The following is a 13,591-nucleotide window of genomic DNA, read 5'->3' as shown; positions in this document are numbered from 1 at the left end:
GGATGTGGGGCGCGCTTCGTTCCGCGCACTCACCTTGACACTGCGCCAACGGCTTGACGAAAATGATTCTCATGAACAAACGAGCTCTCCTCACACTGTGCGCGGCCGTTTCCGCGTTCACCCTCGCCGCCTGCTCCGGCGGCACCGGGACCACGGGCTCCTCCGGGCAGTCCGACTCCCAGGGGCTGCGGGTCATGGCCTCCTTCTACCCCCTCAAGTACCTCACCGAGCAGGTCGGGGGCACCCATGTCACCGTCACATCCCTGACCCCCGACGGCGCCGAGCCCCACGACCTCGATCTCTCCCCCGCCATGGTGGACTCCATCGGACGCGCCGACGCCGTCGTCTACCTCAAGGGCTTCCAGACCGCCGTCGACGAGGCGGTGGAGCAGCAATCCCCGAAGACCGCCATCGACCTCGCGGACACCGTCTCCCTCGTCGACGCCGGGGAGGGGTCGAACCACCCCGCCGACGAGGACGAGGAGGAGGGCGAGTCCGGGCACGAGGGCCACTCCCACGAGGGCCATGAGGAGGGGCACTCCCACGAGGGCCACGAGCACCACCACGACATGGCGAAGGACCCCCACTTCTGGCTCGACCCCCAGCGCATGGCCGACGCCGCGTCCTTCATCGGCGAGCAGCTGGCCGCAGCGGACCCGGCCAACGCCAGCGACTACAGGGCCAACGCCTCCACCACCGCCGACTCCATGCGCAAGCTCTCCGAGACCCTGAGCAACCGCACGGCCTCGTGCCAGTCGAAGACCTTCGTCACCGCGCACACCGCCTTCGGGTACCTGGCCGACCGGGCCGGCCTGACCCAGGTGGGCATCTCCGGCCTCGACCCCGACTCCTCGCCCTCGGCGGCGCGCCTGCAGGAGATCGCCGAGGTCGTCAAGTCCCAGGGCGTGACCACCATCTTCACCGAGTCCCTCATCGACCCGAAGATCGCCCAGACGCTGGCCGACGACCTCGGCATCGGCACCGCCGTCCTGGACCCCATCGAATCGCAGGTCGATGCGTCCAAGGACTACACCGCGGTCATGAACGAGAACATCGACGCGCTGGCGAAAGCCCTCAATTGCCAGTAGACGCCTCCCCGTCCGGGGCCCACGGCGCGGGTGCCGCCACCACGGCGGCACCCGCTGTCGTCCGCGTTTCCAACCTCCACGTCGCGTGGGACATGGACCTGGTGCTCCACGGCGTCGACTTCGCCATCCGGGCGGGCCAGGCCGTCGCCCTCACCGGCGCGAACGGCTCCGGCAAGTCCACGACCCTGCGCGCCCTGCTGGGCACCGCCCCCATCACGCGCGGCGACGTCGAGCTCTTCGGAGCCTCCGTCGCCCGACCCTCCACGGTCGATTGGAAGCGCGTCGGGTACGTGCCCCAGCGGGTCTCCAGCGGCGGAGGCGTTTCCGCCTCCGCCATCGAGGTCGTCCGCTCGGGCCTGCTGGGCCCGCGCCGCTGGTGGGCCGCGCCCGGGGACTCCCGGGCCGCCATGGGGGCCCTGGAGCGGGTCGGCCTCGCCCACCGCGCCTCCTCCCCCATGGGCATCCTCTCCGGGGGCCAGCAGCAGCGAGTCCTCATCGCCCGCGCCCTGGTGCGCCGCCCCGACCTGCTCGTCATGGACGAGCCGATGGCGGGGATCGACGCGGCGTCGCGCGCCCGCCTCGCCGAACTGGTCGCCGAGGCGAAGCAGGAGGGGACCACCGTCCTCGTCGTCCTCCACGAGCTCGGCGAGCTCGGACCCCTCTTGGACCGGGAGCTCCACGTCGCCGGCGGGCACATCTCCTACGACGGCCCGCCCCACCTCGACGGCGCCGACGAGGGGCGTCACGGCCACTGCCACGCGCCCCTCCCCCGCCCGTCCTCCCCCGGGCCCGTCGTCGACGACATCGTGGGAGGCCGCCGATGAACAGCTTCTGGGACGGCCTCGCCACACTCGTGTCCTCCCCGATGATGCAGCGCTCCCTGCTGGCGGCGCTGCTGGTCGGCCTCACCGCCCCCGTCATCGGAACCTACCTGGTCCACCGGCGCCTCGCCATGCTCGGCGACGGCATCGGGCACGTCTCGCTGACCGGAGTCGCCCTGGGGTGGCTGGTGGGCGCCGCCGCCAACGCCTCGCCCGTCGACCGCTGGGCCGTGCCCGGAGCCATCATCGTGTCCCTGCTGGGCGCCGTCACCATCGAGGCCGTGCGCCAGAGCGGACGGACCTCCGGAGACGTGGCCCTCGCGATGCTCTTCTACGGGGGGATCGCAGGGGGCGTCCTGTTCATCGGCATCGCCGGGGGCACCTCCGCCCAACTCAACTCCTACCTATTCGGCTCCATCTCCACAGTCCGCTGGTCCGACATCACCACCATCTCCGTGCTCTCCGCGGCGATCCTGGCCCTGGGCGTCGGATTGGCGCCCGCCCTGTTCTCCGTGACCAACGACGAGGAGTTCGCCCGCTCCACCGGCCTGCCGGTGCGCTCCCTGTCCATGCTGATCGCAGTCCTGTCCGCCCTGACCGTCGCCGTGGCCATGCGGGTCGTCGGGTCCTTGCTGGTGAGCGCCCTCATGGTGGTCCCCGTCGCCATCGCGCAACTGGCGGCAACCTCCTTCCGCTCCACCATGGCCCTGTCCATGGGGCTCGGCGTCGCCATATGCGTGAGCGGACTGACCCTGACGTACTTCGTCGACCTCTCCCCCGGCGCCACCATCGTGGTCATCGCGATCGGACTGTACGCGCTCGGCTTCGCGCTGCGGAGTATCGTCGACGCTGTGCGGCGGGCACGGCGGATCGCCCGTTCGCGGGCCACGGACAACCACCCCGACCGCAGCGCGTGAGGAGGCGACATGCAGCGGATGACGAAGCAGCGCCGGGCGGTCCTCGACGAACTCGTGCGCGTCCAGGACTTCCGCAGCGCCCAGCAGATCTTCGAGGACCTGCACACCCGGGGCGAGCGCGTGGGCCTCGCCACCGTCTACCGCTCCCTCCAGGGGCTCGCCGACGAGCACCGGGTCGACGTGCTGCGCTCGGCCGACGGCGAAGCGCTCTACCGCGCGTGCGACTCCGACGGGCACCACCACCACCTCGTGTGCCGCCGTTGCGGCGCCGCCGAGGAGATCGCGCAGACGCATATCGAGGCGTGGGTGTCCGCCGTCGCCGCCGAGCACGGTTTCACAGATGTCGTCCACTCCCTGGAGTTGTTCGGACTGTGCCGCTCGTGCCAGCGGGCGCGCGACTGAGGACTTTTTCTGACACCCGTGGCCGACCTGCGGCGCCCCCGTTAGGATCATCCCGGTACTGAAAGGGGGCCGCATAGTGGTCATGGCTGGTCTGGCCAGTTTCGCGCCGTCGTTCGCGCGCGAAGGAATCGGGTTGTTCCTGTTCCTCTTCGCAGTGGTGCTCCTACGCGCCCAGGCCACCTACTGGCTGGGGCGCCTGGCCGCCAGGGGCGCCTCGTCGGCCACTGGGGCCGAGGGCTGGCGGGGCCGGGTGGGCCGGTGGTTCGACGGCCCCGTGCCCCGCAAGGGCGCGACCCTGCTGGACCGCTGGGGCATGGTCATCATCCCCCTGTGCTTCCTCACCGTCGGGGTCCAGACCGCCGTCAACGCCGCCGCCGGGCTGGTGCGCATGCGCTGGGGCGTGTACACCCTCGCAATGATCCCCGGGTGCGTCCTGTGGGCGCTGCTCTACGGCTTCGGCATCTACGCGGTGTGGACGGCTCTCACCGCCTCCGTGTGGAGCGCCGCCGCCGTCGTGGTCCTGGCCTGCGCGGGCGCCTGCGTCCTCGTGGTGCGCAAGCGGCGCGCCAAGTAGGGCGGCCGGGCCGCGCGACGATAGCGCTCTGGCGGGCGCGGCGGCGGTGACAGCCGAAGGACTGCGTGTGCGCCAGTCGGCGGGCCGGCCCCCGGGGCAACCGCAGGTTCGCGGGGCCGACAGTGGTGCAGCCGCCGCCCGCCGGCTCAGCTGCCGCGCACGCGGTCCACGGCCCCGCCGAAGCGCCGCTCCCTGCCCGCGTAGGCCAGCAGGCAGTCCCACAGCTCGCCGCGGTCGAAGGCCGGCCAGGGGGTGTCCACGAACATCATCTCCGCGTAGGCCAACTGCCACAGCAGGTAGTTGGAGACCCGCTGCTCCCCCGAGGTGCGGATCATGAGGTCCACGTCGGGCACGTCCGGCAGGTAGAGGTGGCGCGCGAAGGACCTCTCGGTCACGCCCTTGGGCGAGAGCCTGCCCGAGGCGGCCTCCTGGGCGATGGCGCGCGCGGCGTCGGCGATCTCGGCGCGCCCCCCGTAGTTCACGCACATGACCAGGTCGAGGGCCGTGTTGTGCGCTGTCGCGCGGTCGGCCTTCTCCAGGGCGCGGATCACAGACTTCCACAGTCGGGGCCGGCGCCCGCTCCACCTCACGTGGACGCCCCACTCGCGCAACTGCCCGGTGCGCCGCTCCAGCACGTCGCTGGCGTAGTTCATGATGAAAGAGACCTCGGCCGGCGAGCGCTTCCAGTTCTCCGTGGAGAACGTGTAGACGCTGAGGTAGCGCACCCCCGCGTCGATGGCCCCGGCGATGGTGTCCATGAGGGCGTACTCCCCCGCCCTGTGCCCCTCGATGCGGGGCAGGCCGCGGCTGTTCGCCCACCTGCCGTTGCCGTCCATGACCAGGGCGACGTGCGCGGGCACCTCGCCCTTGGCGAAGACGGGCGCGGCCGCCTCCCACTGGCCCGGTCCCGCCAGCGGCGCCCAGGGGTCTGCGGGCGCCCGGTCCATGGGCGTGGGACGGGGCCCGGGCCTCTGGGGGGCAGTGGGCTCGCTCATGAGGGGCTCCTTTCGAGGACCTGGAGCGAACGGAGCCTGCGCTCCAGGTGCCACTGGGTGTAGGAGGAGACGAGGCCGGCGGCCTCGGGGCGCGCGTAGGCGGCGGCGCGACCGGCGCCCGCCCAGTCCCCCGACAGCAGGTCGCCCATGAGCGCCATCGCGTCGGGCGAGGGGGAGGCGGCGCCCGGGGGCCTGCACGCCGCGCACACGGCACCGCCCTCGGCGATGGAGAACGCGCTGTGGGGCCCGGCCGCACCGCAGCTCGCGCAGTCGTAGCACGAGGGCGCCCACCCGGCCAGGGCGAGGGCGCGCAGCAAGTAGCTGGTTCGGATGAGGGTGGGGTCGTGGCGGCGCTTCGCCAGCGCGTGGAGCGCGCCGAGCAGCAGCAGGTACTGGGAGTGCCCCGCCGCGTCAGAGTCCGCCGTGAGGCGCTCGGCCGCCTCGACGATCACCGTGCCCGCCACGTAGAGGTCGTAGTCCGCTGCGATGGCGTCCCCGTGCAGGACCAGGGACTCCACCTGCGTGATCGTGTCGAGGCTGCGCCCCCGGTGGGCCTGGACGTCGACGACGCTGAAGGGCTCCAGGCGCGCCCCGAACTTCGACGAGGTGCGCCGCACGCCCTTGGCGACGGCGCGCACCTGCCCGTGCTCGGCGGTCAGCAGCGTGATGATGCGGTCGGCCTCGCCGAGCTTGTGGGTACGGAGGACGATGGCCTCGTCGCGGTAGGACTTGAGCACCCCGCCATTGTGGCACCTGCGGGCGCCCGGTGCCTCGGCTGCGCCCGCCTCAGGCCCAGTCCGGCAGGACGCGCACGCCGCCCTTGTCGGCGGAGGCGGCCAGCATTCCGTAGACGCGCAGGGCGTCGGAGACCTGGCGGGGGCGCGGCTTCGACGGCTTCCACGGGGCGGGGCCCTTCTCGGCGCGGCGGCGCTCCAACTCCCCGTCGGGGACGTTGACGCGCAGCAGGCGCCGGTTCACGTCGATCTCGATCTCGTCGCCGGTGCGCACCAGCCCGATGGCGCCGCCTGCGGCCGCCTCGGGCGCGATGTGCCCGATGGAGATGCCGGAGGTGCCCCCCGAGAAGCGGCCATCGGTGATGAGCGCGCACTCCTTCCCCAGGCCCAGGCCCTTGAGGTAGGACGTGGGGTAGAGCATCTCCTGCATGCCGGGGCCGCCCTTGGGGCCCTCGTACTGGATGACGACGACGTCCCCGGGATGGACCCTCTTGGCCAGGATGGACTCGACGGCCTCCTCCTGGGACTCGACCACGAAGGCGCGCCCGACGAAGTGGAAGAGCTCCTCGTCGATGCCCGCGCTCTTGATGACGGCGCCGTCCTCGGCGATATTGCCCTTGAGGACGGCCAGGCCCCCGTCCTTCGTGTAGGCGTGCTCCACGGAGCGGATGCACCCGCCCACGGCGTCCGTTTCCAACGACTCGAAGAGGTTGGCCGTGGAGAAGGCGCGTGTCGTGCGAACACCCCCGGGGGCGGCCAGGTAACGGCGCTCCGCCTCGTGGGAGGCGGTGCCGGAGCGGACGTCCCACTGCCCCAGCCACTGGTCGAGGGAGTCGGAGTGCACCGCGTGGACATCGCGGTTGAGCAGCCCCGCGCGGTCCAGCTCGCCCAGCAGCGCGGGGATCCCCCCGGCGCGGTGGACGTGCTCGATGTGGTAGGTCGTGGAGTTGGGGGCGACCTTGCACAGGCAGGGAACGCGGCGCGAGATGGCGTCGATGTCGTCCAGGGTGAAGTCGACGCGCGCCTCGTGGGCGATGGCGAGGATGTGCAGGACGGTGTTGGTGGATCCCCCCATGGCCACGTCCAGGCTCATGGCGTTCTCGAAAGCGCTCTTCGTGGCGATCGAGCGGGGCAGCACGGAGTCGTCGTCGCCGTCGTAGTAGCGCCGGCACATGTCCACGATGCGGGCGCCGGCCTCGACGAAGAGCTTCTTGCGCTCGACCTGGGTGGCCAGGGTGGTGCCGTTGCCCGGCAGGGCCAGGCCGATGGCCTCGTTGAGGCAGTTCATGGAGTTCGCGGTGAACATGCCGGCGCAGGAGCCGCAGGTGGGGCAGGCGTTGGCCTCGACCTGGGCGAGTTCGAGGTCGCTCACGGAGTCGTCCACGGCCATGACCATCGCGTCGATGAGGTCGAGGCGGTGCTCGACGACGCCGTCGACCTGGGCGCCGGACTCCATGGGGCCGCCGGAGACGAAGATCGTGGGGATGTTCAGGCGCATGGCGGCCAGCAGCATCCCGGGGGTGATCTTGTCGCAGTTGGAGATGCACACGAGGGCGTCGGCGCGGTGGGCGCCCACCATGTACTCGACGGAGTCGGCGATGATCTCGCGGCTGGGCAGGGAGTAGAGCATCCCGTCGTGGCCCATGGCGATGCCGTCGTCCACGGCGATGGTGTTGAACTCCTTGGCGACACCGCCGGCCTCGTGGACCGCGCCCGCCACCAGGGACCCCATGTCCTTGAGGTGGACGTGCCCGGGGACGAACTGGGTGAAGGAGTTGGCGATAGCGATGATCGGTTTGCCGAAATCGTCGTCCCCCATGCCCGTGGCGCGCCAGAGGGCGCGGGCCCCGGCCATATTGCGCCCCTGGGTGGAGGTCGCGGAGCGGAGTGGGCGGCTCATCATCTGGCCTTTCTAGTCTCGATACGCGGACAAGATTAGGAGCACCAGGGCCCCGGTGCGCGGCAGCGTGCGCTCTGTGGACGGCACCAGGGGCCGCTGCGCCGCCGTTCTACGCGGTTTCCGCGCCCCCGCAGCCGGCGTGTGAGGTTGGACCACTGGGTGGACACCGCGCACCCAGCGCCGGGAAAACGCAACACCTGACGCAAGTAATACGCGTGGCCGCCCGCGGGGCGACACCCAGACGCATTCTGGACCACCCCCGCCCGGCGCAAGACGCTTCACACAGTTGTGAAAGCGACGCTCCCCCCGCCCTCTGGCCGCCGAACCCGAAGGGGGCGCTTGCCCCAGCTGTGAAAGCGGTACTCCCACACCCGTGGTTCGGTGGAGCTCCAGGCGTGCGGTTCAGCGGTACTCCAGGCACGTGGTTCGCTGGTGCTCCACACCCGCGGTTCGGTGGTGTTTTCCGCGCCCATGACCGATCCCTATTGGGGTAGGCAACAACCAGGCTCTTCACGGGCTTCGCCGGGGCACAACCACCCATTGGGGGAGGCAATTTGCCTACCAACCGGCCCTACGGCGGCACGTTCTTCGAGCACAACCACCCATTGGGGGAGGCAATTTGCCTACATCTCCACCTTCACCACCACGGAAGAGGGAAGGGAACCACCCATTGGGAGAAGCAAGTTGCCTACCCCAATGCACAGTTTCCTACCCCAATGCCCGGGCCTGGGCCGGCCGGGGAGCCCCACGGGTTATCACATTGGCTCAGTGCTCGGACCGGGCCGCCACCGCCTCCCGCGTGCCGCCTAGGGTTGGGGCACTCGATGAAAGGACTGTGGAATGACGATCCGCACCACCCACGTTGGCTCACTGCCCCGCAGCCAGCGCCTCCTCGACGCCAACCGGGAGCACCGCGCGGGGGCGCTGGCCGACGCCGACTTCTCGGCCCTGCTGCAAGAGGAGGTCGACGCCGTCGTGGCCCGCCAGGCGGGCATCGGCATCGACGTCGTCAACGACGGCGAGTACGGGCACGCCATGCTCGACACCGTGGACTACGGCGCATGGTGGACGTACTCGTTCTCACGCTTCGGGGGCCTGTCCTTCGAGGACGTGTCGCGCTTCGACGTGAGGCCGCCCGCCGGGCGCGACGGCCGTTTGTCCTTCTCGTCCTTCGCCGAGCGCCGCGACTGGGTGCGCTTCGCCGACGCCTACGCCGACCCGGACTCGGGGATCCACATCGCCAACCGCAACCCCGTGGCGTTCCCGACGATCACCGGCGCCCTCACCTACATCGGGGAGCAGGCCGTCGAACGCGACATCGCGGGCGTCTCCCACGCCCTCGAGGCGGCGGGCAAGCCCCTGTCGGACGGGTTCGTCGCCGCGATCTCCCCGGGGTCTGCCGCGCGCGTGGCCAACGCCTTCTACGAGGACGACGAGGCGGTCGTGTGGGCGTGCGCCGACGTGCTGCGCGAGGAGTACAAGCGGATCACGGACGCGGGCCTGGCCGTGCAGATCGACGCCCCCGACATCGCCGAGGGCTGGGACCAGATGAACCCCGAGCCCAGCGTCGCTGACTACCGGGCGTTCTGCCGTGTGCGCATCGACGCCCTCAACCACGCGCTGCGGGGCATCGACCCGTCCCTGGTGCGCTTCCACGTGTGCTGGGGCTCGTGGCACGGCCCCCACACCACGGACATCCCCTTCAAGGACATCGTGGACCTGGCGCTGGCCGTCGACGCCAACGGCCTCAGCTTCGAGGCGGCCAACGCCCGCCACGCCCACGAGTGGACGATCTGGCGCGACACGCCCCTGCCCGACGGCAAGTACCTGGTCCCCGGGGTCGTCTCCCACTCGACGAACGTCGTCGAGCACCCGGAGCTGGTCGCCCAGCGGATCCGCCAGTTCGCCGACATCGTCGGGGACTCCCGCGTGGTGGCCTCCACGGACTGCGGCCTGGGCGGGCGCGTCTACCCGTCGATCGCGTGGGCGAAGCTGGAGTCCCTGGCCGAGGGGGCGCGCCTGGCCTCCCGGTGAGGCCCTCGCAGGTTCACAGCAACCATCGCGAACTCCCAGGGTTTTCCCAGGGGACGCTGAAGCGGCGCACAGTTCGCGCCGTGAGAATTGAAGTGTTTCGCAGCCCCCTTCACCGGTGGCCGCGCCCCGCGGATGGGGATCGCACGTCCGCTGGGCGCACCGGTGGAGGGGGCTGCGAACGTCCGGGGCAGTGCCGCGATGAAGCCTTCCCCTCACCTGTCGCCCATTGTCATTCGAGGGGGATATCGGATAACCTCGAAGGAGGCTGGTCGCCGCCGCTGCGATCACATGAGCCTCGAAGGAGACGCCATGAGGGCCATCGTCACCACTGGATCACTGGCACCGGGCGGGCGCAGCAGTGGGCCGCCCATTGGCCGGAGCACGGGCGCGGCGCGGAGGGCGTCCGGCGCGCTCACGCTCCTCACTCTGGTGTGCGCCCTGTGCGCCTGCGGCGGCCAGGCCCGCACCACCGTGCAGTCGGGCCCGGGGTGGGACGCGGAGTTCGAGCAGGCCCGCGCGGAGTACCAGGGCAACGACTTCGTCTTGAGGATCCTGGAGGACAACACCATCACCGAGGAGGAGATGCGCGCCGTCGAGGACGCCAATATCCGGTGCCTGGAGGACCACGGGGTCGTGGGAGCGCGCTACGAGAATGGAACCCTCACCGTATCTGGGACCTCGGACGACCCCAATGAGTACGAGACAGAGGTCCACGAGTGCGCGGACACCAGCGGTGAACGCTTCGTCCAGGCGACCTACCACGCCATGAAAGTCAACCCCACGAACGCGAGGTGGGCGGACCTGGTCGCCGCCTGCCTGGTGAGGAAGGGAGTGGTGGACCCCTCCTTCTCTGGCGACGACTGGGAGCGCGCCGAGCAGAACGCCATGGAGTCGAGCAGGCCCATCGAGGAGGTGATCGAATACACGAGCACCGAAGACGCACTTGGCCTAGCGATCAGGGAGTGCTCAGAAGATCCGAACCAGTAGGTTCCGCGGCGCAGGCCCTCGTCCCCCAGCCCCGCGCCCACCTGCGTCAGCGGTTCCCCACCAAAACGGGCACGGATCCCGTACCCGAGCGGCGCCGGGGAGCCCCGGCCGGAATGGGCGCGCGGCACAGCCCGGTGTCCGGCCCACTCCCCCAACCAACCCCACCACCCACCGCCAGGAGGACAGATGAGGAAACCCCAGGGCCGCACCCTCCGCCTGCTGGGAATGGGCGTCTTCACGGCCGCCCTGGCATTCGCCCTGGGCACCACGGTGGGCGTCCTCGTGGCGCGGCCCCCCACTCCCGAGGCCCTGAAGCCCGCCCAAGCCCCCACCTCGGCGCCCGTCTCCCAGCGCGAGTTCGCCGACGAGCGCTCCGTCACCCTCACAATCAGCGCCACGGGGGAGCGCGCCCTGCGTTCCCCAGCCCAGGGCCGCCTCACCTCGCTGAGCATCAGCGCCGGGACGCCCGTGGAGTCCGGCCAGGTCGTCTGCGCCATCGACGGACAGCCCATCGCGGCCCTGGCCACGTCCACCCCCCTGTACCGTCCCGTCGAGGACGGGGCGCGCGGCGACGACATCGCCGCACTGAACGCCGAGCTCGCGCGCCTGGGGTACGCCGCCCCCGCCTCGGACGCCGTGGACTGGAGGACCCGGCGCGCCCTGTCCCTGGTCCTCGGCACCGACGACGGCGCCGGGGGCGTGCCCGCCTCCTTCGCTCCCGACAGCTTCCTGTGGATCCCCGCCCCGCAGGTCACGCCCACCGGCGTGCCCGCCCACCTGGGGGACGCGGTGGACCCCCAGACCAGCCTCGTGGAACTGGCCGACGCCGGGGCGCCGCCGCGCCTCACCATCCCCCAGGACGCCCAGCCCGGGGCGCGCGTGATACTGCTGGGCTCCCAGGCGCTCCCCGTTCCAGGGGACGGCGTCATCACCGACCCCGGCACCGTCTCGGCGATCATGGACTCCCCCGAGTACGCTGGGCACGTCGCCGCCAAGGGCGCCAACGCCGGCGATGGCGCGCAGCTGTCCGTGAAGTGGCGCCTCGCCGAGCCCCTCACCGTGTCGGTCGTGCCGCCCGCGGCTGTGGGCGGCACCGCCGGCCGCTCCTGCGTGTGGCAGGGCGGCGAGGCCGTCGAGGTCACGGTGGTCGGCTCGCAACTGGGGCAGACCTACGTGTCCTCCGACACCGCCCTGGACTCGGTGGACCTCGGCATCGAGGGGCGCGCGTGCCCGTAGAACTCGTCGGCGTGGGCCACCGCTTCGGCTCCGGGCCGTGGCTCTTCCGCTCAGTGGACGCGCGCGTTGAAGCAGGATCGGTGGCCGCCGTGGTCGGCCCCTCCGGCTCGGGCAAGTCCACCCTGCTGGCGATCTGCGCCGGGTGGATGCCGCCCGCTGAAGGAACCGCGCGCACCAGCGCGCCGGCCCGCCCGGACCGCCCCCCGCGGATCGCGTGGGTCTTCCAGAACCCCCACGGGGCGCCCCACCGCACCGCGCTCGACCACGTGGCGCTGCCCCTGCTGGCGCACGGGGTCCCCACCCGCGCCGCCGACGAGCGGGCGAGGCGCCTGTTGGAGGAGTTCGGCCTGGCCGGGGCCGCCGACCGCCCCTTCTCCACCCTGTCCGGCGGGGAGGCCCAGCGCCTCCTCATGGCGCGCGCCCTGGCTGGCTCCCCCGACGTCCTGCTGGTCGACGAGCCCACGGCGCAGCTCGACCAAACCACCGCCCACCGCGTCGCCGACGCCCTGACGGCGCTGCACGCTCAGGGAACCGCCGTCGTCATCGCCACCCACGACCCCGCGGTGCGCGACCAGTGCGACCAGGTCATCGACCTGGGCGACGAGCGCTACAGGGGCGGTGGGCGATGAGGCGGCGGGAAGCGCGGGGCTCAGGGGACGGGGCAGCACCGGGCCGCGCAGCCGGGGAAGGGACGGCACCGAGCCGCAGGGCCAGGGCGCGGTCGGCGCGCGGCGACGGGGAACGGTCGGCGCGCGGCGGCGGGGAGGAGCCACCGGCCACGCGGCGCCCGGGCGGGGAGGGCGCGCTGGAAGCGGGCTCGATGACGTGGGGCGCCCTTGTGCGCGAGGTGTGGCGGGACATCGCGACCGGCACCGCCAGAGCGGGCGTTCTGAGTGCGCTGTTCGCCCTGCTGGTGTGCGGCCCGGCGCTGGTGGACTGCGCCCAGGTGGTGGGCATCGGGGCCCAGGCCGCGCGGTTCCGCGCCTCGTTGGCGTCCGTGCGGGTCATCGAGGCGAAGGGCGCCATCGACGGTGCGGCGTGCCACGCCCTCGGGCGCATCCCCGGGGTCCGCGCGGCCGCTGTGCGCGCGGCGGAAACAGGTGTCCGCGCCGCCGCGCTCCCCGCCTCGTCGATCCCCCTTTACGAGGCGACGCCGGGCATCGGGGCCATCGTGCGCGCCCCGGGCGCTCCCACCACGGGCGTCCTCGCCTCCGAGCAGGTGGCCGCGGCCCTGGGGCTGCGGCCCGGGTCGGCGCTGGCACTCACCGGGGGAGACGCCGAGGTGGCGGGCGTGTACCCGTGGGACGAGGGCGACGGGCGGCGGCCGGGGTTCGCCTACGCGATCATCTCGCCCGTGCCCGCCCAAGGGGTCTTCGACGAGTGCTGGGTGGAGTCCTGGCCGATGAGCACGGCGATCTCCCCGCTGGCGCGGACTGCCGTCATCCCCGACGGCGAGCCGGAAGTCAAGGAGGGGGCGTTCAACGCATCGCTCGGCGCTTCCTTCGACGGCGACGCGCTACTGCGCGGCAGGCTCACCCGGTGGGCGCCGCTGGTTTCCGCCGTCCTGGGGGCGCTGGTGGGAGCCGGGGGCGTGTGGGCGCGCCGTTTGGAGATCGCCTCCGCCCTGCACGCGGGGCTCTCGCGCGCCGATGCGTTCCTCATCCAGACCTGCGAGGCGCTGGCGTGGACCGCGTCGGGCACTGTCATGGCCCTGCCCACTGCCGCCATCGTCATCGCGGGCGCGCAGTCCCCCGGGGCGCCTGGAGTCTGGGCCATCGTCTCCCTGGAAGCGGGCGCGGGGCTCCTGGCCGCCCTGCTGGGGGCGGTGGCCGCCACCTGCCTCGTGCGCGAGAAACGCCTGTTCGCCTACTTCAAGCACCGGAGGTGAGGGGAAGGGCCCCGC

General features: G+C 72.0%; 13 protein-coding genes. 10 read left to right on the top strand and 3 right to left on the bottom strand.

All coding sequences use genetic code 11. The annotated features are described in order from the left end of the window. Positions 1–62: 62 nt before the first annotated feature. The 5 genes from G447_RS0109705 (at position 63) to G447_RS0109685 (ending at position 3,802) form a co-directional block, all read left to right on the top strand. Positions 63–1,088: a metal ABC transporter substrate-binding protein gene (locus G447_RS0109705; RefSeq protein ID WP_034477009.1), complete on the top strand. Its 1,026-nt coding sequence runs from the start codon at positions 63–65 to the stop codon at positions 1,086–1,088. A gap of 92 nt (positions 1,089–1,180) precedes the next feature. Continuing rightward, positions 1,181–1,912 carry a metal ABC transporter ATP-binding protein gene (locus tag G447_RS0109700; protein ID WP_026430904.1) on the top strand — a complete coding sequence of 244 codons (732 nt, stop codon included), beginning with the start codon at positions 1,181–1,183 and terminating at the stop codon, positions 1,910–1,912. Beyond that, positions 1,909–2,826: a metal ABC transporter permease gene (locus tag G447_RS0109695; RefSeq protein ID WP_005870999.1), complete on the top strand. Its 918-nt coding sequence runs from the start codon at positions 1,909–1,911 to the stop codon at positions 2,824–2,826. Before G447_RS0109700 ends, G447_RS0109695 begins: the two co-directional genes overlap by 4 nt. 9 nt (positions 2,827–2,835) lie before the next feature. Beyond that, positions 2,836–3,228, top strand: coding sequence for a Fur family transcriptional regulator (locus tag G447_RS0109690; RefSeq protein ID WP_005870997.1), 393 nt, complete (start codon positions 2,836–2,838; stop codon positions 3,226–3,228). A gap of 82 nt (positions 3,229–3,310) precedes the next feature. After that, a complete protein-coding gene (locus G447_RS0109685; RefSeq protein ID WP_034477156.1) occupies positions 3,311–3,802 on the top strand; it encodes a membrane protein in 492 nt (163 codons plus the stop codon). A gap of 146 nt (positions 3,803–3,948) precedes the next feature. Here G447_RS0109685 and G447_RS0109680 read toward each other — a convergent pair whose 3' ends face one another. The 3 genes from G447_RS0109680 to ilvD are packed head-to-tail and all read right to left on the bottom strand — an operon-like array spanning position 3,949 to position 7,431. Continuing rightward, positions 3,949–4,797: an isoprenyl transferase gene (locus G447_RS0109680; RefSeq protein WP_051226313.1), complete on the bottom strand. Its 849-nt coding sequence runs from the start codon at positions 4,795–4,797 to the stop codon at positions 3,949–3,951. After that, on the bottom strand, positions 4,794–5,534 hold the full coding sequence (gene recO, locus G447_RS0109675) for a DNA repair protein RecO (RefSeq protein ID WP_005871620.1): 741 nt from the start codon (positions 5,532–5,534) through the stop codon (positions 4,794–4,796). The genes G447_RS0109680 and recO overlap by 4 nt, the downstream gene beginning before the upstream one ends. A 49-nt stretch (positions 5,535–5,583) precedes the next feature. Further along, positions 5,584–7,431, bottom strand: coding sequence for a dihydroxy-acid dehydratase (gene ilvD / locus G447_RS0109670; protein WP_026430901.1), 1,848 nt, complete (start codon positions 7,429–7,431; stop codon positions 5,584–5,586). Positions 7,432–8,271: 840 nt separating this feature from the next. Between ilvD and G447_RS0109665 the strand changes: the two genes are divergently transcribed. From G447_RS0109665 to G447_RS0109645, 5 genes are all read left to right on the top strand, one after another. Next, positions 8,272–9,465, top strand: a complete 1,194-nt coding sequence (locus G447_RS0109665) for a cobalamin-independent methionine synthase II family protein (RefSeq protein WP_026430900.1) — start codon at positions 8,272–8,274, stop codon at positions 9,463–9,465. A gap of 309 nt (positions 9,466–9,774) precedes the next feature. Next, a complete protein-coding gene (locus G447_RS0109660) occupies positions 9,775–10,452 on the top strand; it encodes a hypothetical protein (protein WP_026430899.1) in 678 nt (225 codons plus the stop codon). A 186-nt stretch (positions 10,453–10,638) separates the two neighbouring features. Then, positions 10,639–11,688 (top strand): efflux RND transporter periplasmic adaptor subunit, encoded by a 1,050-nt coding sequence (locus G447_RS0109655; protein WP_026430898.1) that lies wholly within the window; start codon positions 10,639–10,641, stop codon positions 11,686–11,688. Then, the gene (locus G447_RS0109650; RefSeq protein WP_026430897.1) at positions 11,679–12,317 is read left to right on the top strand and encodes an ABC transporter ATP-binding protein; all 639 of its coding nucleotides are present in this window, start codon (positions 11,679–11,681) and stop codon (positions 12,315–12,317) included. The genes G447_RS0109655 and G447_RS0109650 overlap by 10 nt, the downstream gene beginning before the upstream one ends. A 191-nt stretch (positions 12,318–12,508) precedes the next feature. Continuing rightward, complete coding sequence (locus G447_RS0109645; protein ID WP_034477000.1) at positions 12,509–13,576, top strand: hypothetical protein; 1,068 nt, start codon at positions 12,509–12,511, stop codon at positions 13,574–13,576. Positions 13,577–13,591 lie beyond the last annotated feature (15 nt).

The sequence above is a fragment of the Schaalia georgiae DSM 6843 genome (genome assembly GCF_000429245.1).
GTDB classification, from domain to species: Bacteria; Actinomycetota; Actinomycetes; order Actinomycetales; family Actinomycetaceae; genus Pauljensenia; species Pauljensenia georgiae.
Note: the sequence above shows the minus strand (reverse complement) of the source record. Positions and strands in the feature narration are given on the sequence as shown.

Coding starts and splice junctions, on each gene's coding strand:
- G447_RS0109705 (WP_034477009.1), top strand. CDS start 63: ATGATTCTCATGAACAAACGAGCTCTCCTCACACTGTGCGCGGCCGTT.
- G447_RS0109700 (WP_026430904.1), top strand. CDS start 1,181: ATGGACCTGGTGCTCCACGGCGTCGACTTCGCCATCCGGGCGGGCCAG.
- G447_RS0109695 (WP_005870999.1), top strand. CDS start 1,909: ATGAACAGCTTCTGGGACGGCCTCGCCACACTCGTGTCCTCCCCGATG.
- G447_RS0109690 (WP_005870997.1), top strand. CDS start 2,836: ATGCAGCGGATGACGAAGCAGCGCCGGGCGGTCCTCGACGAACTCGTG.
- G447_RS0109685 (WP_034477156.1), top strand. CDS start 3,311: ATGGCTGGTCTGGCCAGTTTCGCGCCGTCGTTCGCGCGCGAAGGAATC.
- G447_RS0109680 (WP_051226313.1), bottom strand. CDS start 4,797: ATGAGCGAGCCCACTGCCCCCCAGAGGCCCGGGCCCCGTCCCACGCCC.
- ilvD (WP_026430901.1), bottom strand. CDS start 7,431: ATGAGCCGCCCACTCCGCTCCGCGACCTCCACCCAGGGGCGCAATATG.
- G447_RS0109665 (WP_026430900.1), top strand. CDS start 8,272: ATGACGATCCGCACCACCCACGTTGGCTCACTGCCCCGCAGCCAGCGC.
- G447_RS0109660 (WP_026430899.1), top strand. CDS start 9,775: ATGAGGGCCATCGTCACCACTGGATCACTGGCACCGGGCGGGCGCAGC.
- G447_RS0109655 (WP_026430898.1), top strand. CDS start 10,639: ATGAGGAAACCCCAGGGCCGCACCCTCCGCCTGCTGGGAATGGGCGTC.
- G447_RS0109645 (WP_034477000.1), top strand. CDS start 12,509: ATGACGTGGGGCGCCCTTGTGCGCGAGGTGTGGCGGGACATCGCGACC.